Origin of the sequence: Schaedlerella arabinosiphila (genome assembly GCF_003885045.1) — a bacterium.
GTDB classification, from domain to species: Bacteria; Bacillota; Clostridia; order Lachnospirales; family Lachnospiraceae; genus Schaedlerella; species Schaedlerella arabinosiphila.
On record NZ_RHJS01000002.1, the window covers coordinates 3,891,246 to 3,911,401 of the forward strand.

At 50.6% G+C, this 20,156-nt stretch carries 15 protein-coding genes; 3 read left to right on the plus strand and 12 right to left on the minus strand.

Going from position 1 to position 20,156, the window contains the following annotated elements; genetic code table 11:
* Window positions 1–128: 128 nt before the first annotated feature.
* Both hydG and hydF read left to right on the plus strand, forming a co-directional pair.
* A complete protein-coding gene (hydG, locus tag EBB54_RS18585) occupies window positions 129–1,550 on the plus strand; it encodes a [FeFe] hydrogenase H-cluster radical SAM maturase HydG (RefSeq protein ID WP_004075188.1) in 1,422 nt (473 codons plus the stop codon).
* A 92-nt stretch (window positions 1,551–1,642) separates the two neighbouring features.
* The gene (gene hydF / locus EBB54_RS18590; protein WP_125128507.1) at window positions 1,643–2,902 is read left to right on the plus strand and encodes a [FeFe] hydrogenase H-cluster maturation GTPase HydF; all 1,260 of its coding nucleotides are present in this window, start codon (window positions 1,643–1,645) and stop codon (window positions 2,900–2,902) included.
* 93 nt (window positions 2,903–2,995) lie between these two features.
* Here hydF and EBB54_RS18595 read toward each other — a convergent pair whose 3' ends face one another.
* The 12 genes from EBB54_RS18595 to EBB54_RS18650 form a co-directional block, all read right to left on the minus strand.
* Window positions 2,996–4,405, minus strand: coding sequence for an amidophosphoribosyltransferase (locus EBB54_RS18595; protein ID WP_125128508.1), 1,410 nt, complete (start codon window positions 4,403–4,405; stop codon window positions 2,996–2,998).
* Window positions 4,406–4,550: 145 nt separating this feature from the next.
* Window positions 4,551–6,254 carry an ABC-ATPase domain-containing protein gene (locus EBB54_RS18600; protein WP_004075183.1) on the minus strand — a complete coding sequence of 568 codons (1,704 nt, stop codon included), beginning with the start codon at window positions 6,252–6,254 and terminating at the stop codon, window positions 4,551–4,553.
* Between the two features lie 111 nt (window positions 6,255–6,365).
* Window positions 6,366–7,820, minus strand: coding sequence for a beta-N-acetylhexosaminidase (locus tag EBB54_RS18605; RefSeq protein ID WP_243127724.1), 1,455 nt, complete (start codon window positions 7,818–7,820; stop codon window positions 6,366–6,368).
* Window positions 7,821–8,027: 207 nt separating this feature from the next.
* Entirely contained in the window at window positions 8,028–8,948 is a 921-nt protein-coding gene (locus tag EBB54_RS18610) for a diguanylate cyclase (RefSeq protein ID WP_125128509.1), read from the minus strand.
* 122 nt (window positions 8,949–9,070) lie between these two features.
* The gene (locus tag EBB54_RS18615) at window positions 9,071–9,289 is read right to left on the minus strand and encodes a hypothetical protein (RefSeq protein ID WP_125128510.1); all 219 of its coding nucleotides are present in this window, start codon (window positions 9,287–9,289) and stop codon (window positions 9,071–9,073) included.
* Complete coding sequence (locus tag EBB54_RS18620) at window positions 9,262–11,094, minus strand: hypothetical protein (protein ID WP_125128511.1); 1,833 nt, start codon at window positions 11,092–11,094, stop codon at window positions 9,262–9,264. The genes EBB54_RS18615 and EBB54_RS18620 overlap by 28 nt, the downstream gene beginning before the upstream one ends.
* A gap of 171 nt (window positions 11,095–11,265) precedes the next feature.
* Window positions 11,266–12,072: a carbohydrate ABC transporter permease gene (locus EBB54_RS18625; RefSeq protein WP_125130893.1), complete on the minus strand. Its 807-nt coding sequence runs from the start codon at window positions 12,070–12,072 to the stop codon at window positions 11,266–11,268.
* A gap of 16 nt (window positions 12,073–12,088) precedes the next feature.
* A complete protein-coding gene (locus tag EBB54_RS18630; RefSeq protein ID WP_243127725.1) occupies window positions 12,089–12,961 on the minus strand; it encodes a carbohydrate ABC transporter permease in 873 nt (290 codons plus the stop codon).
* Window positions 12,962–13,113: 152 nt separating this feature from the next.
* Complete coding sequence (locus EBB54_RS18635; RefSeq protein ID WP_125128513.1) at window positions 13,114–14,475, minus strand: extracellular solute-binding protein; 1,362 nt, start codon at window positions 14,473–14,475, stop codon at window positions 13,114–13,116.
* 377 nt (window positions 14,476–14,852) lie between these two features.
* Window positions 14,853–15,638 carry an SDR family NAD(P)-dependent oxidoreductase gene (locus EBB54_RS18640; protein WP_125128514.1) on the minus strand — a complete coding sequence of 262 codons (786 nt, stop codon included), beginning with the start codon at window positions 15,636–15,638 and terminating at the stop codon, window positions 14,853–14,855.
* Window positions 15,639–15,738: 100 nt separating this feature from the next.
* Window positions 15,739–17,679 (minus strand): NAD(P)/FAD-dependent oxidoreductase, encoded by a 1,941-nt coding sequence (locus EBB54_RS18645; protein WP_125128515.1) that lies wholly within the window; start codon window positions 17,677–17,679, stop codon window positions 15,739–15,741.
* Between the two features lie 21 nt (window positions 17,680–17,700).
* Window positions 17,701–18,456 (minus strand): SDR family NAD(P)-dependent oxidoreductase, encoded by a 756-nt coding sequence (locus EBB54_RS18650; protein ID WP_125128516.1) that lies wholly within the window; start codon window positions 18,454–18,456, stop codon window positions 17,701–17,703.
* Between the two features lie 395 nt (window positions 18,457–18,851).
* On the opposite strand from EBB54_RS18650, the gene EBB54_RS18655 reads away from it, so the two are divergent.
* Window positions 18,852–20,078 carry a PucR family transcriptional regulator gene (locus tag EBB54_RS18655; RefSeq protein ID WP_125128517.1) on the plus strand — a complete coding sequence of 409 codons (1,227 nt, stop codon included), beginning with the start codon at window positions 18,852–18,854 and terminating at the stop codon, window positions 20,076–20,078.
* The last annotated feature ends 78 nt before the right edge of the window (window positions 20,079–20,156 follow it).

Here is a 20,156-nt window from a genome sequence, read left to right on the forward strand (position 1 = left end):
TATGGCCATTCGGCCGTTTCACAAGGTATACCCAAGGGCACCCCGTTATGGCCATTCGGCCGTTTCACAAGGTATACCTGTTTGGCCCGCTGTATCGCGGAAACAAAAAACAGGGAGGAACACAAACCATGTACGACGTAAATTCAAAATGTGCGGATGATTTTATCAGCCACGAGGAAATTCTGGACACACTGGCCTACGCGGACGAAAATAAGGAAAACGCGGAGCTGATTGACGCTCTGATCGAGAAGGCAAAGCTTCGAAAAGGGCTGACGCACCGGGAAGCTTCGGTACTGCTTGCCTGTGAAATCAAAGAAAAGAATGAAGAGATCTTTAAACTGGCCGAACAGATCAAAAAAGATTTTTACGGCAACCGGATCGTCATGTTTGCCCCGCTGTATCTGTCCAACTACTGCATCAACAGTTGTACCTACTGCCCCTATCATCTGAAAAACAAGCACATTGCGCGCAAGAAGCTGACCCAGGAGGAGATCCGCCGGGAGGTCATCGCGCTGCAGGACATGGGGCACAAACGGCTGGCTCTCGAAGCCGGAGAAGATCCGGTACATAACACCATGGAGTATTATCTGGAATGCATCAATACGATCTACGGCATCAAGCACAAAAACGGAGCCATCCGCCGCGTCAATATCAACATTGCCGCAACTACGGTTGACAATTACCGCCTGCTCAAAGACGCAGGGATCGGAACTTATATCCTGTTCCAGGAGACCTATCACAAGGAAAGCTATCTGACCCTCCACCCGGCCGGGCCGAAGCATGACTACAATTATCACACCGAGGCCATGGACCGTGCCATGGAGGGCGGAATCGACGATGTGGGCCTGGGCGTGCTGTTCGGCCTGGATAAATACCGCTATGAGTTTGCCGGACTCCTCATGCATGCGGAGCATCTCGAAGCTGCCTTCGGCGTAGGGCCGCACACCATCAGCGTACCCCGCCTGAAACGTGCGGACGATATTGACCCCGGCCAGTTTGACAACGGCATTGACGACGAGATCTTTGCAAAGCTGGTTGCCTGCATCCGGATCTCTGTCCCCTACACCGGCATGATCATTTCCACAAGGGAAAACCAGGCCACAAGGGAGCGTGTCCTGCACCTGGGCATCTCCCAGATCAGCGGCGGCTCCCGTACCAGCGTGGGCGGTTACTATGAACCGGAGCCGGAGGATGAGAAGTCGGAGCAGTTCGACGTCAGTGACACCCGTTCCCTGGACGAGGTGGTACGCTGGCTGATGGAAATGGATTACATCCCCAGCTTCTGTACGGCCTGCTATCGGGAGGGCCGCACCGGAGACCGTTTTATGTCCCTGTGTAAGAGCGGGCAGATCCAGAACTGCTGCCATCCCAACGCACTGATGACATTAAAAGAATACCTGATGGACTATGCTTCGCCGGAAACCAAGGCAATCGGAGATAAGCTGATTGAGCGTGAAGTCCTCAACGTGCCCAATGAAAAAGCGCGGGCAGTCGTCATGGAAAACCTGCGTTATATCGAACAGGATAACCGGAGAGATTTCCGTTTTTAATTCCATCAGACAGAACGCAGGCCCGTTTGTATCGACGATTTTCATGGGCCTGCATTTTATCAAATCTGGTGATCCAACGGAGGAAATATAATATGAGTTTAAATGCCGTACCATCCGCAGACCGTATCCACATCGGAATCTTTGGAAAACGGAATGCTGGAAAATCCAGCATCATCAACGCCGTAACAGGCCAGAACCTTGCCATTGTCTCTGATATCAAGGGCACCACCACCGACCCGGTGCAAAAGGCCATGGAGCTTCTCCCCCTGGGGCCCGTTGTGATGATCGACACCCCGGGGCTGGACGATGAAGGGGAGCTGGGCGCTCTGCGCGTCCGAAAAGCATATCAGATGCTGAACAAGACCGACATCGCCGTGCTGGTGGTTGACAGCTCCCAGGGAATGACGCCTGAAGATGAACATATCCTGGCAAAGATCCGGGAAAAAAAGCTGCCCCACGTCATTGTATTCAACAAATCCGACCTGTGCAGCCAGCCTCTCACATGGGAAAAGCAGACGGAAATCCAGGGCACGGATCAAATACCGCCATCACAGTGCATCTCTGTCAGCGCTGTGACCGGCCTGCATATCCAGGAGCTCAAAGAACGGATCGCCGGCCTGGTTCCCACCGCCGGGAATGAAAAGCACATTGCCGCGGATCTGGTCCGCCCGGGCGAATTTGTGGTACTGGTCATTCCCATCGACGGTTCCGCTCCAAAAGGACGGCTGATCCTGCCCCAGCAGCAGACCATCCGGGATCTTCTGGAAGCAGGCTGCCCCGTCATCGCGGTAAGGGATACCGAACTGGAGGATACGCTCGCCGGCCTGGGTACCAGGCCGGCCCTGGTCATCACAGACAGCCAGGCATTCAAAAAGGTGTCCGCCCTTGTCCCACCGGACGTTCCCCTGACCTCCTTCTCCATCCTGTTTGCCCGCTATAAAGGGAATCTCGATACGGTGGCAGAAGGCGCCCGGACACTGGACCGGCTGCAGGACGGAGACACCATCCTGATCTCCGAGGGCTGCACCCACCACCGCCAATGCGAGGATATCGGAACCGTAAAGCTGCCCGGATGGATTCGCAAGCATACCGGAAAAGAGCTTAGGTTTGAATTTACGAGCGGCACGGAATTTCCCGATGAACTGGGCAGATACCGCCTGATCATCCACTGCGGCGGCTGTACCCTGAATGAACGTGAAATGAAATACCGCCTGAAATGCGCCTGTGACCAGAATATCCCTATCACAAATTACGGCACGGCAATCGCGCACATGAACGGCATTCTCAGCAGAAGTCTCGCTCCGCTCCGTTCGCAGGCAGGAACCGATCCGTTTACAGGCGAAAGGCTTTAAGACGCCGTTTTCCTTTCCAAAAGCAAGAGGCTGCCGGGAACCATTCAGCGATTTCCCGGCAGCCTGTTTTATTCTCATATATCTTGCATATCTTTATTCTTTGCCGTTAAAGCAATAGGTACACAGCTTGCAGGGGGAGAGCCCGATGGACGCCACCAGATCGTCCAGCCGATGGTACCGCAGAGTGGTAAAGTTCTGCTGCTTCCGGATCTCTTCCAGCATTTCCTCATACCTTGCGGTGCAGGGATCTGAGTACTCTGAAAGCACCTCCGGAGTCACTTCCTCCTCCCGTTCCTGGATCACCCGCCTTGTGATCAGATCCAGATCCGACTTGGACCGTGAGAAATTCAGGTACTTGCAGCCGTACAGAAGGGGCGGGCAAGCCGGACGCACATGTACCTCCTTCGCCCCGCTCCGATACAAAAATTCCGTAGTCTCCCGAAGCTGGGTTCCCCGCACGATGGAGTCATCAATCAGAAGCAGCTTCTTCCCTTTGATCAGCTCCTGCACCGGAATCAGTTTCATCCGGGCGATCAGATCCCTCTGGCTCTGGTTCGCAGGCATAAAGGATCTGGGCCAGGTCGGCGTATACTTGATAAACGGCCTTGCATACGGGATTCCCGATTCATTGGCATACCCGATGGCATGGGCGATCCCCGAATCCGGCACGCCCGCGACAATGTCCGGAGAAACGGAATCACTGTCCCGCTTCGCCAGCATGCTTCCGCAGGTATAACGCATCTGCTCCACATTCATCCCTTCATAGGAGGATGTGGGGTATCCATAATACACCCACAGGAAGGAGCACATCTTCATCTCCTCCCCCGGAGCGCCGACGGTCTCCACACTCTCCGGCGTGACGAAAACAACCTCCGCTGGTTTCAGTTCTTTATAATGTTCAAATCCAAGATTGATATATGCAAAATTTTCAAACGAAATGCAGTATCCGTCTTCCCGCTTTCCGATCACCACCGGAGTACGCCCATACCGGTCCCTGGCTGCATAGATCCCGTCCTTTGTCATCAGAAGGATGGTCATGGAGCCGTCCACAAGCTCCTGCACATACCGGATTCCGTCTACCAGCGTATCGGATTTGCAGATCAGGGACGCGATCAGTTCCGTGGCATTGATCTGCCCGCCGCTCATCTCCTGAAAATGCGCCCTTCCCGAATGGTACGTTTCTTTCAGCAGTTCATCCAGATTGTTGACCTTTCCTACGGTCGTGATTGCAAAGCTTCCCAGGTGGGACTGGATCAGAAGGGGCTGCGGTTCATAGTCGGAAATACATCCGATCCCCAGATGCCCGTCCAGTTCCTCTGCGTCCTTTTCAAACTTTGTCCGAAACGGAGAATTTTCGATGTTATGGATCGCCCTTTGAAAGCCTCCCTTACCATACATCGCCATCCCGCCGCGCCGTGTGCCCAGGTGGGAATGATAGTCCACCCCGTAAAACAGTTCCAAAGTACAGTTTTTCTTTGAAGCAACGCCAAAAAATCCACCCATATGTCTGTCTCCTTTTTTGTCAGTCGTCTTAAGGTAATGGTCCGGAATGCTTCGATCCCGGAAACCATTCACAGTTTAGCACGAAGTCATTTCAAAGTCAAAGGCAACATCCCGAAATCCCAAAAAACATCTGTACCCCCAGCCGCTACAGCATCAGCCCCCGGTACCGGTTAAAGCAGGCAAAGATCTCCTGCCTTCTGGGCATCGCCAGGCATGCCACATTGGACATACTCTCACACAGCCCGGCCAGTCCGTTTCTGCGGATCTTCTCCTCCAGCCTGTCCACCACATCCTGTACAGGGGTGGTACCTCCGAAGAAATTTTTCTCCGCATACCGCACACAGTATCCCAGGGCTGTCACCTGCTCGCTGTCCGTAATCTGCTCCACATAGCGCAGATCAATGCTTTCCCGGTTGATCTGCACTCCCTCGCGCCCCATAGTCTTCATCTTGATCCGGTCATTCCCCCGGTAGGCCCTGTTCTGCCCCGGGCACCTGTGAAATACCGGCTTGTCCGCAGGCTCCTCCAGCCCGCTCAGCGCCGGAAAGTTCTCCGCTTCTTTCTTTGCCTCCGCCGTGATCTCTCTTGGCACGTACCGGTCCATCTGCACAATGGTGTCCGCAATGTGGAAATATGCCCCCGAGCTCCCGGCCACGATCACGGTTGAGATCCCATAGCGTTCATACAATTCCCGGATTCTGTCGATAAAAGGCGTGATCGGCTCCATGTCCCTGTGGATCACACGCTGCATCAGCTCGTCCCGGATCATAAAATTGGTGGCGCTGGTATCCTCATCGATCAGCAGCGCTTTGGCCCCTGCCTCCATGGCCTCCACCACATTGGCCGCCTGCGAGGTGCTGCCGCTGGCGTCCTCCGTGTAGAATCCGCTGGTATCCTTCCCATTGGGCAGGTCATTGATAAACATGGAAATATCCGTCTTCTTGATGCTCCGGCCGTCCTCCGCACGAATCTTCACTGCGGTTCCGTCCGTGATCACATACTCCCGTCCGTCCCCGGCGATATGGTCATATACCCCCAGCTCCAATGCTTTGAGCAGAGTGGATTTTCCGTGGTAACCGCCTCCCACAATCAGGGTAATGCCCTTGCGGATTCCCATACCGGAAAGGGTTCCCTTATGAGGCAGTTCCATGGTCACTTCCAGTTCTTTCGGGGAGCGGAATGGAACCGCCCCCTTCATGGGACGCGGCGAGATGCCGGATTCCCGCGGCAGGATGGCCCCGTTTGCCACAAAGGCCGTCAGCCCCATCGCTTCCAACTGTCCCCGGATATACTCCTGGTCCTCGGCCAGGTCAATGGCACCGCGCACCCTTTTCTTATCGCAGGTTCTGTAGTAAAGGGACTTTTCCACGCAGTCCGGCAGAAAATCAAACAGGATCTTTTCCAGCTCCCTTGCGTTGATGGTACGCCCGTTGGCCGGAAATCCAATCTCCAGGCGCACCACGATATCCCCGGTTTTGTCGTCCATCCAAAAAGCAGTCCTCTCCAACACCTCCTGCCCGCATCTGCTGATGGAGATCAGGCCGCTCTTGCCCGAACCCTTAGCCTTAAACGCGTAGCTCTCCGCCGCCCGGTGGAATTGCCGGGTCAGATAGTCCTGCAGCGCCCTTCTCTGGCAGTCCCCGCAGTACAATTCCCTGGGAAAGCCTGCCATCTTGCCCTTCATGTGTACGCTCACCTTAGACGGCGACGCGAACGGGTCGCCCTGTACATGGTCGATGGAAAGCACATACCCCTGAAACTGGTATGTGCCTTTTGTATCCTTGTACGCCGGATATCCCTTATGGTCAATCCTGTGCAGTAGGTTCCTTAATTCTGTTGATGTTTCCACGTTTCATTTCCTCCTGAATCCATTTCCTGTGCTGTTTACGCACCATTCATGCGCAAAACATGCTGCTGATCTGCTGCTTTCTGAACGATTCAAAACGCCTGATGCAGCATTTCAGATGATTTCCTGCATTTTCTCCACTTCCTGCCGGTCTTCCGCGCTGAAATTCTTTTCAAACTCTGCTTTCTGTCTTTCTGCTTCTTCCTTCGGCGGCACCCAGCCGGAGACTTTCTCCGCATGGATTCCATACCGTTCAAACACAGGAAACAGACGCTTCATTCTCCCTTCAAATGAGACATATCCCGGCCTCTTCTGCCCGCACCAGCCTGCCTCGGCCGAAGCCGCATACCTGGGCCAGCACATCGTCTCCAGCTTTTCCATATCCCGGATATGTTCCGTCCAGATCAGGCATTCCGTTCCCAGAATCCCCTTTTCCGCCTTTTCCAGTCCTTCCGGGCGCACATCCAGCTCATAGACATCCTGAAGGGATGTAATCCCATACGGATAGTCGCAATAGCAGTTCTTCACAATGGAGATCACGGCGCTTCCGCCCTTCTCCATATGCGCTCCCAGGCGGTTCTCCTTGTCCTCCGTCCAGAGCTGTACGATGGTATCCGGGTCCAGATTTCCTCCGTATGCCGCTTCATTCCATACGATCACGGTCCGCCCCCTGGATTTTAAGTACGCGGTGATCCGGTTTTCCATGTATCCCTGCAGCTCCTGCAGAGTCGAAAGCCCTTCCTCCTCCATCCGTTTCCGGCACAGCGGACAGCTGCTCCAGTACTCCTTGGGCGCCTCGTCCCCGCCGATGTGGAAATATGTTCCGGGAAAAAGCTCCAGAAGGTCATCCAGAAGCCCCTTGATGAACTCAAAGGTTTCTTCCTTTCCCGCGCACAGAATATCCCGGAAAATACCGGCCCTGGTCTCCACCGGAATCTGCTCTCCCCTGCACCCGTACTGGGGGTAAGCAGCCAGCAGGGCGGTCACATGCCCGGGCATGTCCACCTCCGGGATCACTTCCACTCCCAGCTCCTTACAATACGCCACGATCTCCCGCACCTGATCCCTTGTATAGTACCGATCCTCTGTCTCCTCCGAGTCATAATTGCCCATATGGTCCCCTTTTCGTACTGCCCCGACCTCATGCAGCAGAGGATACCTCCTGCACTCGATACGCCAGCCCTGGTCATCAGAAAAATGCCAGTGGAATTTGTTGAATTTAAAATGCGCAGCCATCCGGATCATTTTTTTCAATTCCTCTGCCGGAATAAAATGCCGGGCGCAATCAATATGGAAAGCCCTCCAGGAATACTCCGGGCTGTCCTCCACCGTCAGGCACGGCAAGTCCTCCCCGCACTGCAGCCGGATCTGCTCCAGAGACATCTCCGCGTACAGGCATGCTTTTTCGCTGCCGCCCTCAATCCAGATTCCGTCTGCTTTTAACTGCAGGCGGTACTCTTCCTCCCCGAAAGCAGGATTCAGCTTATTTTCCCGGATCACATGACCCGCGCATCCTTCCCCGCCCGGCAATATTTTTTTAGGCTCCGGTATGATCCCAATCTCCACCATAATCCCTCCAAGCTGTCATAATCCTATTTTTTTAATCCTGTGCAAAAAGGCCGCGCCTGTATGCACATTGACTGCAAAAGCCAGGTATCCTCAGTACCCGGCTTTCCCCTGTCATTTACAAATGCCCGGCTGCTTTTTTTATCTGTGCCGGACAGCATGATTCCATTCTGCAAAATCTCGGGCCTTAAACAGGCCGCATCTGGCGTTTCACGATCTTTCCCGCCACTGCTCCATGCCTCCGTCGGACCATACGACCATGTTCCTGCCGGATTTTTTTGCGGTATACAGCATGGAGTCCGCAATCTTCAGATAAGTCTCATATACATCCCCGCTCTTGGGAATTACGGTGACCCCTCCCACGCTGACCGTGATCCACTGGAATACCGGAGAGTTGTGAGGGATATGCAGGTTCTCAATGGCCTGCCGGATGATTTTGAAAAACTCATAGGAAGACTGGGCGTCGTTGCCGACAAGGATCGCAACAAATTCTTCCCCGCCGTAGCGCCCCACAAAATCCGTCGCCCTGTGCAGGAAGGAGGACGCGGTCTTCGCTACACTTGTCAGAACCTTGTCTCCGGCCGGATGTCCGAAGCTGTCATTATAAATCTTAAACTTGTCTATGTCAAATATACAGACCGAAAACGGAATCCCAAGGCGCAAAGCTTCCCGCCACTTCATACGCCACTCCTCCTCGTAGCGTCTTCTGTTTGCGATCCCGGTCAGTTCATCCACCATAGCCAGCTTTTTATAATGCATCTGCCTGTCAAATGATCTGAGCTGGGCATTGATCCTTGCCTTTAAGATGGCCGGGACAACCGGCTTTGTAATGTAATCTACCGCCCCCAGTGTAAGCCCCTCCTCCTCATGCTGCACATCAGAAAGACTTGTCACAATGATGACCGGAATATACCTGGTCAGAATCATGTCCTGAAGCTTTTTCAGCAGCGTAAATCCGTCCACATCCGGCATGATAATATCCATAAGGATCAAAGAATATTTTCCGGACATGGCATGGTCAAGCCCGCTGTCGGCATCATGGCACAGGGTCACGTCATAGTCTGTTTCCAGGATTGCTTTTAAAGAATCGCCTACTACAATACTATCATCGATTAACAATATCTTGTCCATGAGTACTTCCCTTCTGAGGTAATCTCTCTTACTCTTTGTAGCATATCACAAAACGGGGTGAGAATCAATCCATTCTCACCCTTTCATTATGGGAGGATACGGACTGTTTTTATGCCTCTCCTCTAATCAAAATCGAACTTTTCAAACCTTCTATGCATTGCCTTATACCGGATTCGAACCGCCTCGTTTCCTGAGAGTACCTCCTCTTCCGTCCCTGTAAACTGGCAGCGCAGGCAGTAGTACTCCTCCTTCTCCTTATCATAAAACATATCAATGTCCAGATCCCTCATGAAGCAGGAGGGACACCTGTAATTTAATCTGCCTTTTCCAGATTGAGCCATGTCGCATATACCTCCTTCTCTGAAACCTTTTTCTTATATCCCAGCGTAAACATCGGGGAAAATGCATAGCCTTCCCGGATGTATCCCTCTCCTCCTCCGGTCTGTGTCATGGAAACCTTCGTCTCAATGGCCGGGATCACCGCCAGAACTGCTTCCGCATTCTCCAGGCTTTCCTCTCTGCATTTGTATGCGTAAGTAATCTGCTTCTCTTCGCTGCCTTCACACCGCAGGACGATTCCGCTCATGTCCTCCGGATACTCCGTTGTTCCATAGCATGCAACCATATATTCATTCAGCTCGACCTCTGCCGAAGGATCACTCATCTCCAGGATCGTTCTTTCAATCTTGACGGAGCCGGTTCCTTCCTCAAAATATTCTTTTGTCTGAAGCTGCACTGTCAGGTCTGCGAACTCAATGGTTACCGGATCAAGCGTCAGAATCCGCGTATTCCCCTCCTGGGAAAAATGGGCTTTTGTCCGGCACAGGCACAGATCCACCTCTTCCCCGTTATGGCTGAGCTTGGCGCTCCGGATGGTTCCTTCCCCCGCATAGTGGGTAAAATACCCGGCCCGGTATTTTTCCTGGATCAGAAACGGATAAGAGGCATCCTGCACATGCTTTGTACCAATCCCCACTTCCCATCTCAGCTTGGCCGCATAGGGACGCAGATCAAAAAGCGCGCCGCCCTGGTCCATGTTGATGCCGGCCCGCATATAGGGGTCTGCGTACCAGAACACCTGCTTGTCAGAGCCATAGAGAATGTCCCGCCAGAGCGCGCATTCCGGCTCCGTGTATGTCTTCTTCCGCCGGTAATAATCCGCAAATTCCGACATGGTCATGTCGATGAGCTTCCCTTCCTTCTTTAGGTCCCCATAATATTTACAGCCGTCAGAATAGGATTTGAGCAGCAATTCATAAGGCGCCTCCCAGCGTCCCATCTTATTCATCCAGCCGGGGCCTACGAACATCATATTGTACGCATAGCCGTTGTTGTACTTTTCCTGGGCGCGGTACTGGTCGATCAGGTTGTACAGATACGGATACTCCCATGTTTTGGAATCGTAGATCATGCCCCGCAGCACATTCTGGGGATGGGTTCCGAAATTGGAGCCGTTGCCGTCGTAGCAGGCCAGAAGATCCCTTGACAAATGCGGAATCGCCACAATCCCGCTGTCCTCCTCCTCATTGGCCGCCGGAGCATGGGTATTCTGCTTTGAAGGAATCCAGGGCGCCCAGGGGCCGCCGTCGAACAGCGTATACCAGGAATTATTGCAGGTATGGTACGCCTTCGGCCCTTCCTCCCAGCAGGTGGCTACCGCACATTTGACAGAGGGATACATTTCTTTGATATAGTTGGTCAGATCCGCGTCCATATAATAAGAGCCCGTGGATTCCGGATAAAAACCAAAAATCTCGTGGAATTTGCCGAATACATCGTCCACAATCCGCTTTTTGTCCTCCATGGAAAACATCCAGATGCAGAAATCCTTTGTCTGATATTTCTCACGGAACTGCTCGCAGGGCAGCCCCAGAAGGGAGAGCGCGATCTCATCCCCGTATGTTTCATGGTCGTCCTTTGCGATCTGCACCGCCTCCGCGTTGAACAGGGAGGCATAGGTCATATGGATCGTCACCTTCAATCCGTTTTCATGGGCAAGCCTCTGCTGGGTCCGGAAGATGTCAAGAGATTCCGTCAAAAGCTTCTTATCCCCGATGTCCTCCTCTTTGCCATGCCCGGTCACAGTCGCGGAATACTCGGGCACCATTTCCGGGCGATGGATCACATTCAGTATAAATTCACTCATTTCTTCCAACTCCTTTTTGATTTTGTGTAAAAAAAGAGCTCCGCAAGCGAAACTCTTTTTTTATAGATTCACCTTCGTATAAATACTCAGGAGCGCTCCCTTATATAAAATTATACGGTTCACCGCCAGGCCGGTATCAGCGGCGGCCTGATCAATGTCTGAATCAAAGTCTTATTTCACCGCGCCGGTAATACCTTCTGCAAACTGTTTCTGCAGGATGAAGAATACAAGCATGGTCGGAATCGAGCAGAACAATACGCCCATCATGATCATACCGTAATCAATCTTGTATCCGCCGATGGTGTTGGCGATCAACATAACCATGTTCAGGGACTTGCCGTCTGTCATGATTACCTTCGGCCACAGATATGCATTCCATGCATTCATGAATGTGATAACAGCCGCTGCCGCATAGGTAGACCTCATGGTCGGGAAAAACATGCGGAAAAAGATCTGTACCTCATTCAATCCGTCGATCCGGGCAGCTTCGATGATATCCACCGGAAACGCCCTGGCATTCTGTCGGAACATCATGATCATAAACGGCGTCGAAATCATCGGGAGGAAGAAACCTATCGCCGTATTCAGCAGTTTTGCCGCACTGAACATCTGGAATAACGGGATCATGGTCGCCACCTGCGGAACCATCATTGCCAGAAGCAGTATTGAAAACAATTTGTCTTTCCATTTGTCATGGTAGATCTCAAAGCCATATCCTGCAAGCGAGCAGATGAAAAGACAGATGATTGTCACTGCAATCGCATATATAAACGAATTTGTCATGGCACGGGCCAATGGCTGCTGTTCTACCAGAGTGCGGAAATTCTCCGCCGCAAACTTTCCTGGGAGCAGACGTCCCTTGGAAATATCAATGTAGTTGTTTGTCGCCGCAGAGATCATCCAGAAAAACGGAAACACGGAGATGATCGAAACCAGAGTCAAAAATATGTACGTAGGAATCAGCCTGCGCTGGATCATTGATCTGTTCTTTTTTTCAGTCACGTGTATCACCTACTTTCAGATTGATAAATGCAAGGATTGCAACAATGATAAATACAAAGAATGCCATAGCGCTTCCGTAGCCGAAGTTCGGAGCACGCAGGAAACATGTATTGTAAATATAGTGCGACATTGTGATCGTAGCATTTGCCGGTCCGCCGTTGGTCAGGTTGACTGACTCATCGAACAGCTGCAGCGTACCGTTAATAGACATGATAAATGTCATGATAATCGTCGGTTTCAGCAGCGGTACGGTAATGCTCCAGAATGTCTTCCAGCCGTTGGCACCGTCAATCTTTGCGGCCTCATATACGGAATACTCAATATTCTGCAGTCCTGCCAGATAGAATACCATGTTGTATCCTGTCCATCTCCAGATCAGGGCCAGGATGATAACCATCTTTGCCGTCCCGGCATTTCCCAGGAAATTGTACCCCTCTTTAAAAATCCCAAGTGCCACCAGTGCATTATTCACAAGACCATCCTGTGCAAACAGGAATCTGAAAATAATTGCATAGGAAACCAGTGATGTTGCACAAGGCAAAAATACACAGGTACGGAAAAGCCCTTTAAATTTCAAGTCGCGGTTATTCAAGAGCTGTGCCAGAAGGATCGCAAGCACCAGCATGATCGGCACCTGAATTGCCAGATAGAAAAATGTGTTGGTTACAGAGCGAAGGAATACTCTGTCTTCAAACATACGTGCATAATTGGATATTCCTGTAAACGTGTAGTTCGTGCCTCTTCCTGTCTGTAAGGAAAGGAGAAATGCCCTGACCATCGGATAGAAGCTCATAACTACGATCATCAGCGTTGCCGGAGTCAAAAACGCCCAGCCGGCAGCTTTCTGCTTTGCAAGTAAGCTCATACCTTTTTTCTTAGAATCCACTAAAAGACCCCCTTTACTTGTCAATTGACTGCATTTTGAGACGCAAAAAGGGGAACCGCCAGGGCGGTCCCCCCGCATAGTAGCTTGACTTATCTGTTCAGTTTCCTTACAGATACAGCCTGACTTATGATTTATTGATAGTAGAATTCAGCGTCTGCCTGTGCCTGCTCTAAGATAGCGTCCTTCTCTCCTGCACCGGACATGATATCCTGGATTGCGGTAGAGATAACTTCACGTACATCATAGTAGTAAGCGCTTGTATTGTTGGAAGGTGTCTTCTCTGCGAATTCTACAACCGTTGCGAAGATCGGCTGATCACTCCAGAATTCCTGCGGAGCCTGATAAGCTTCGGAATCGCCTGCCGGTCCCCATGTACTGATCGCGCCTGTTGTCGGAAGGATGTTCTCATACAGTGTTACGCTTCCTGCGAATGTCTTTGCCATGAAATCAAACGCAAGGTCTGTATTCTGGCAGTTGGAGCTGATATACCAGGATGATCCGCCGTTGTTGGAGTAGTTTGTAGCTCCTTCTGTTTTTACAAGCTTCGGCAGATTGGTGATTGCCCAGTTACCAGAAGTATCTTCCATACCCATAACGGTTGCCATGATCCAGTTACCGTTGATGGTTCCTGCACACTGCTCATTTGTGATAGAGGATACATACTCATCCCACTCATTTACTTCGTAGAAGATGCCTTCTTTTACCATCTTCTGATAAAGGTCGATACATTCATTCAGTGCATCGTTGCCAACCAGATTCGGAGTTCCGTCTTCGTTGAACAGAGACGCGCCTGCTGACTGAAGCATCATCATGATGATATCCTGGCTGTTAGCCTGTCCGGAGAGCATATATTTTCCGGTCTTTTCCTTTACAGCCTTACCGATCTCGATGAACTTATCCCAGTCGATATCTGTCAGATCGTCAATCGTGTATCCTGCTTCATCAAGGATGTCTGTACGATAGCAGGAGATTGCAGCACCGTTGTCAAACGGAACGCCGTAGTTCTTGCCGTCTACGATTGAATATGCAAGCTTACCTTCTGCAAACTCGGAAAAGTCGATTCCGCTGTCTGTCAGATCTGTAAATGCTTCCGGATAGAAGGATACAAACTTCTGGAAAGAATTATCCTGCATCAGGATGATATCTGCCATCGTGCCGAAGTCGCCGGACTCTGCGCATGTCTGAAGCTTGGTCTCGCAGTCATCGGACAGAGTCTCGATCACCTCAAGTTCAAACTCGCTGTCAACTTCTGCCTTGTATACCTCTGCTGCTTCCTTAATTGCAGGGATGTTGAATGCCGGATCCCAGGTCCATACAGTCAGCTTATGTCCGCCTTCGGAGCTTCCGCCTTCGTCGGACTCTGCGCTGGTATCGGAACCGCTGCTGTTGCTGTTGCTGTCGCCGCCGCTGCTGTCACCGCCGCCGCCTCCGCATGCTGCCAAGGAGATCACCATAACACCTGCAAGCAATACTGAAAGTAGTTTTTTCTTCATATACATTATCCTCCTTTTTTCACCGCAAAAAAGCATTCGCTTTTTGTTTGGTTTGTTTATGATAAGATTTTACCAAATGCATTTTTCTCATTGTTTGCAAATCCGCCCTAAAACTTTGCATTTTCGACTACTTTTGTAATTTATGCACTATTGAGAAATTTGTCAAAAGGCTTTTTTGTGTAAAATCACAATACAGAAGGTTAAAAAATCGGCTCAAGCGGACAACAAACTGAATATATTTCCCTGAAAATTGCTTATTTCCGATAATTCCTTAGATCAAAAGCTTTGAATATATGCACAGAAATGTTGAAATAATTGCATAAAAATGCAGCACACCGCTCACTTTTCAAAGCCGTGTGCCGCACGATTAGAAACACTTAACACAGCGCATCCATACCGCCGTCCAGACGAAGTCCGGATCCCATCATGTGTGATGATACGTCGGATGCAAGATAAAGCGCCAGATCAGCCACTTCCTCTGGTTTGCAATACCGTTTGTCCAGATAAGAGGCCCCGAAGATTTCCTCACATTCCTCATGAGTCTTTGTATCTCCGAACGTATTCTTCTCAATTCTATGGATCATAGGAGTCTCCACGCCGCCGGGACAAATGTAATTACAGTGAATCCCATGCGGTCCAAGCTCCAGCGCAACAGACTTGGCAACTCCGGCCACTGCATGCTTGGAAGAGCAGTATGCACTCATGCCTGCCGCAGTCGTAAAACTGCCGTTCGAAGCAATCGTAACGATCGCGCCGCTGCCCTGCTTGATCAGATAGGGCGCCGCGTACTTCATCAAAAGCATGACGCTGAACACGTTGATAGAGTATACTGCCATATAATCTTCTACGGTGCAGTCCTGGATTTCCTGATATCTTCCTTCGTATCCTGCATTTGGAATCACAATATCTATATGTCCGAAATGCTCATACGCTCCGTCAACCCATGCCCTGATTTCCTCCTCCTTTTTTGCGTCTACCACAAAAGTTTTTATATTTTCAGGCGCTATATCCAGTGTGGGCACAAACGCATCCAGCTTTTCCTGGCTGGTGGACGCGATCGCAAGCTTGCATCCCTCCCCGGCAAACGCGCGGCAGATTGCCTGTCCGATACCGCCTGTAGAGCCATTGACTAATACCACTTTATCCTTTAATTTCAGATCCATACTATTTCCTCCTGATTTCTCATGTATTGCATTTCAGCATAAGTCTTTTTTCTTTCCGTTTATTGCTTTTCCATAGGCCGAGAACTGACGGTATCTGTTTTTACTGAAGCGCCATTGCCGCATAAAAGCCTTCCCGGATTGCATTGCCGGCTTTTGCCACCTTCTGGCAGTCCCCGATCAGAGTCGTTTTCAGCGGATATCTGTCCGCTATTGCTTCTGCCACAGCGGAATTTGGCTTCTGTCCGAAAGAGGTAATGATTGCCTCCGCAGGAATCACCTCCGTCGTTTTATCCGCTTTCTCCACTTTTACGCCGTCTGCTTCAATCCCCACTGCCTTCGTATTGGTCAGGATCTTCACCTTATATTCTGCCAGCATCCGGTCGAGACTGATCTTATTGATCATCATCACGTCTCTTGCGCAGGCATCCATCATTTCCAGGATCGTCACTTCTTTTCCGTCCATCGCAAGCTCCAGAGCCGCGTCACAGCCGGATAGTCCGCCGCCGCATACTACCACCTTCTGCGCCTCTACCCCTTTTCTGTGCGCTTCTGTCACGTCAACGACCCGCGGATCGTCCATTCCGCTGATATTTGGGACAAACGGTACCGAACCTGCTGCCACGAAGATTTCATCTGCTTCGATAAGCTCCGGACTTTCCGGCGTGATCTTCGTATTAAGCCTGATCTCCACACCAAGCTTGTCAAGCTGGACACCATACCATGTGATCAGTTCACGGATCCTCTTCTTAAAAGGCGCAGTGGCAATCGCGCCGAAGGTTCCTCCGATCCGGTCAGCTGCTTCATATACCGTAACCTTACATCCGCGGAGCGCCGCTACCCTTGCCGCCTCCAGACCGCCCGGGCCGGCTCCGACAACGGCAATATTCTTGCTCTCCGGCAGTTTTTCAATCTGTGTCGCGCCTTCCTGGCATACCTGGATATTCACGGTACAGGACAGCTGGGTCAGCCTTCCGAAAATACGTCCGATACATTCCTCATTGCAGATCAGGCAGGGACGGATGTCCTCGCGCCGTCCTTCTTTCAGCTTTTTCGGGAAAAACGGATCCGCAATCAGCTGACGTCCAAAACTGATGATATCTGCATTTCCTGATTCCAGAAGAGCCGCTGCCGTTTCCATAGAGTGATTTCCCGCATTGACGATCGGCACTTTCACATGCTTTCTGGCCTCTTCACAGACATATGCCATACAGCCCTCCCCCGTATATCTTGTCGGGAAAATATAGTCCATCGTCTCATAACATCCGGAATCAATGTCGAATGCATCTACTCCTGCCTTTTCCAGCAGTTCCAGTATCGGCATAGAATCCTCCAGTGTGCGTCCTCCTTCGTACATATGGTCCAGGGAAATCCGGAACAGAATCGGGAAATCCGGCCCCACTACGCCGCGGATTGATTCTACGATTTCTTTTGCAAAACGAGTCCTGTTCTCCCAGGAACCGCCGTATTCATCTGTTCTTGTGTTCCACTGCGGAGAGATAAACTGGTCGATCAGGTAACCCGCATGGCCGTGAATCTCCACTGCGTCAAAGCCTGCATTCAGCGCAAACTGAGCACCTAACGCAAAGTCCTTCATGATGTCCTTGATCTCCTCAATTTCCAGGGGTCTGCAAATCATCTCCGGATTATAGAAGGATGGGTTGGCAGAGGAAGAGATCGGCACACGCTCTCCGATATCCGGCATTCCGTTCCGTCCGGTACCGCAGCTAAGCTGCAGGCCGATCTTCCCGCCCCATCTGTGGATTCTTTCCGTCATAACCGTAGCCTTCGGAATCGCTCTTGTATTGTGCAGAGCAAGTGTCGGGCCGCCCTGCGCTGTTTTTTCATTCAGGAACATGGCGCCGGTCATGATCAGGCCTGCGCCGCCCTTTGCGCGTTCTTCATAGTAGCGGATCCCTTCCTCGCTGTCTGTTCCGTCCTGCATGGGCGTAAAGGTCCCCATCGCCGAAAGCATGATCCTGTTCTTCAGCCGCATATTGTTGATCTTGATCGGCTGTAATAATTTTGTATAATTGCAGCTCATTTCTCGTTCTCCCCTCTGTTCTTAGATTGCTGTCCATCCGCCGTCGCATGTCAAAATGGTACCTGTCACATATGTAGATTCTTTCGCCGCAAGGAACACAATGGAGGAATCCAGCTCCCCTTCTTTTCCGGGCCGGCACATCGGAGTCCGAATACCGATAAACTCGTCCATCGCCTCCATTGCTTCCGGTCCGTTTGCCTCCGACGCAAAGAATCCCGGGCAAAGCGCATTGACCGTCACGCCTTTCGTCGCCCATTCCGTAGCCGCCTGGCGGGTCATATTGATCACACCGCCCTTTGCCGATGCATACGCGATAACCGGAAGCTCCTTCAATCCGCCTTTTCCAAGAATGGACGCAATATTGATCACACGTCCATAGCCTTTTTCCAGCATGATTTTTCCGAAATACTTCATGCAGTAGAAAGTTCCGTCCAGATCAAGTGAAAGGACTTTCCTCCACTCTTCATCCGGAAGCTCCTCCAACGGGATGCAGCTGCCGCCGCCCGCATTGTTGACAAGGATATCTACCGTTCCATATTCCGCCACCACTTCCTTCACCGCATTTTCAATCTGCGCCGTATCCGTCACATCGCATGCTACGGAGAGACATCTGACTCCTAATGTTTTTATCTCTTCCGCCACTGCATTCAGTTTTTCTTTTCTTCTTGCAAGGATTGCAAGGTCTGCCCCCTGGCGTGCCAGCGCCAAAGCAAACTGCCGTCCCAAACCAGCCGATGCTCCTGTTACTACAGCTACATTTCCACTCAGATCAAACATATTCTTATCCTCCTTCTATCCGCCCGCTCCCGTAGATCTACTGTTCAACCGCGAAAGCGCTCTTTCTTTGTTAAATGCATTATATGACAATATCACCCGTTTTTCATCGGGTACTATTCCGAAAAAAGCACCCTCATTTTGTGCATCTGCACAATTTATTACCTTTTCCATTTTTGTATATTACGATATTTTTTTAATGTTTCAAATCTATTTTTTATTCAATATGCATCATCTATAAAGCTCAGACAAAATAATTCTAAAAAATTCCCATAAAATAATAATGAATTATCATAAAGTTTATTATATAATAATTTTGCATTTATGTTATTTCTCACAACTTAGCTCATTGCTTCATGGGAATAAAAATCTGCAATATGAAAACAGAGGGTTAAACGATGGAAAATACAGTTGATTTTTTACGGTTATATGAAGAAATGTTCAAGACGCTGCCATCCGGCGATATCCAGGAATTACTGGATATCTGCTGGGAGATCATAGGCGTTCCGATCCTGGCGGTGGATATTATGTATAATGTGCTGGGAATCTCTCCTCAGACAAAAACCGGGGATTATCAATGGGATTATCTTCTGGAAAACCGGGGGTATGAGACGGATATGATCGTACAGCTTTATGAGGAAGGGATCATGCAGTCTGTCAATGAAAATGAAGCCCCTTATATCGTAGACTGGGGCTCCTGCAAGGACGCCCCCAAGATCCAGGGTATCATCCGGGTCAATGATATTATCGAAGGCTATGTGACCATGAACTGCAAAGACGCGCCGATCACATCCGACAAAATGAAAGCCATGGAGATCATCCAGAACACCTGCGCTTTTTTCTTTAAGGATCGGGAGTCGGAGAGCAGCATGCACTATACCTATCTGAAAACACTGACCGGAGAACTGTTTCATCATCGGATCCATTCCAGGAAGCAGCTGGAACTGTGGTTTAAAGACACCGGCATCCGTCTGGAGCCACCCTATCAGGTCGTTGCGGTCAGCACGGATGAAACCAATGAAAAAAATGTGCTTTCCTACATCCGAAAGTCTATCCGGCAGTTTTTCCCCTGCCAGCTTGCTTTAATTCAGCACAATGTTCTGCTGATCCTGCAGTACAATATGAATATCGCCAAAAATACCGAAGCATCCGAAAAGCAGTTCCATACCATTTTGGAGAAATTCAACGCCCACTGCGGAGTGAGCAATACGTTTGATAATCTGCTGGAGCTGGCAAGCTTTCAGATGCAGGCCGAAGATGCGATGAGACTGGGAAGCCGGTTAAATCCACGATATCGGATTGCCTACTACGAAGATTATTATCTGCCCGCGATCCTGCTTCCCCGCACGGAGCAGATGCCCCGGAGCAATTACCTGTCTCCGGTCATCGCAAACGTACAGGCATATGACAAAGCCCATTCCACGGACTTTCTGCCTACCCTGCAGGTCTATATCAACAGCCTGCGCAGCACGGCGGAAACTGCGGAAAGCCTTCATGTCCACCGCAATACGCTTCTGTACCGGCTCAATAAGATTGAAGAGCTGACCGGTGTCTCCCTCGGAGATCCTCATACATTTATGCATCTGATGATCAGTTTTTACATGAGCGAATTGGAGGGCCGATGATAAAAAGCGATAATCAGAAAAAACACAGATTTCCCAGGTAGGAAACATGTCTTTTTTCTTTGATATCGTATTATTCCG

Excerpts from the sequence above, each read along its gene's own strand:
- hydF (WP_125128507.1), top strand. The coding sequence starts at position 1,643 with ATGAGTTTAAATGCCGTACCATCCGCAGACCGTATCCACATCGGAATC.
- EBB54_RS18615 (WP_125128510.1), bottom strand. The coding sequence starts at position 9,289 with ATGGCTCAATCTGGAAAAGGCAGATTAAATTACAGGTGTCCCTCCTGC.
- EBB54_RS18610 (WP_125128509.1), bottom strand. The coding sequence starts at position 8,948 with ATGGACAAGATATTGTTAATCGATGATAGTATTGTAGTAGGCGATTCT.
- EBB54_RS18630 (WP_243127725.1), bottom strand. The coding sequence starts at position 12,961 with ATGAGCTTACTTGCAAAGCAGAAAGCTGCCGGCTGGGCGTTTTTGACT.
- EBB54_RS18625 (WP_125130893.1), bottom strand. The coding sequence starts at position 12,072 with ATGATCCAGCGCAGGCTGATTCCTACGTACATATTTTTGACTCTGGTT.
- hydG (WP_004075188.1), top strand. The coding sequence starts at position 129 with ATGTACGACGTAAATTCAAAATGTGCGGATGATTTTATCAGCCACGAG.
- EBB54_RS18650 (WP_125128516.1), bottom strand. The coding sequence starts at position 18,456 with ATGTTTGATCTGAGTGGAAATGTAGCTGTAGTAACAGGAGCATCGGCT.
- EBB54_RS18620 (WP_125128511.1), bottom strand. The coding sequence starts at position 11,094 with ATGAGTGAATTTATACTGAATGTGATCCATCGCCCGGAAATGGTGCCC.
- EBB54_RS18605 (WP_243127724.1), bottom strand. The coding sequence starts at position 7,820 with ATGGTGGAGATTGGGATCATACCGGAGCCTAAAAAAATATTGCCGGGC.
- EBB54_RS18635 (WP_125128513.1), bottom strand. The coding sequence starts at position 14,475 with ATGAAGAAAAAACTACTTTCAGTATTGCTTGCAGGTGTTATGGTGATC.
- EBB54_RS18655 (WP_125128517.1), top strand. The coding sequence starts at position 18,852 with ATGGAAAATACAGTTGATTTTTTACGGTTATATGAAGAAATGTTCAAG.
- EBB54_RS18640 (WP_125128514.1), bottom strand. The coding sequence starts at position 15,638 with ATGGATCTGAAATTAAAGGATAAAGTGGTATTAGTCAATGGCTCTACA.
- EBB54_RS18595 (WP_125128508.1), bottom strand. The coding sequence starts at position 4,405 with ATGGGTGGATTTTTTGGCGTTGCTTCAAAGAAAAACTGTACTTTGGAA.
- EBB54_RS18645 (WP_125128515.1), bottom strand. The coding sequence starts at position 17,679 with ATGAGCTGCAATTATACAAAATTATTACAGCCGATCAAGATCAACAAT.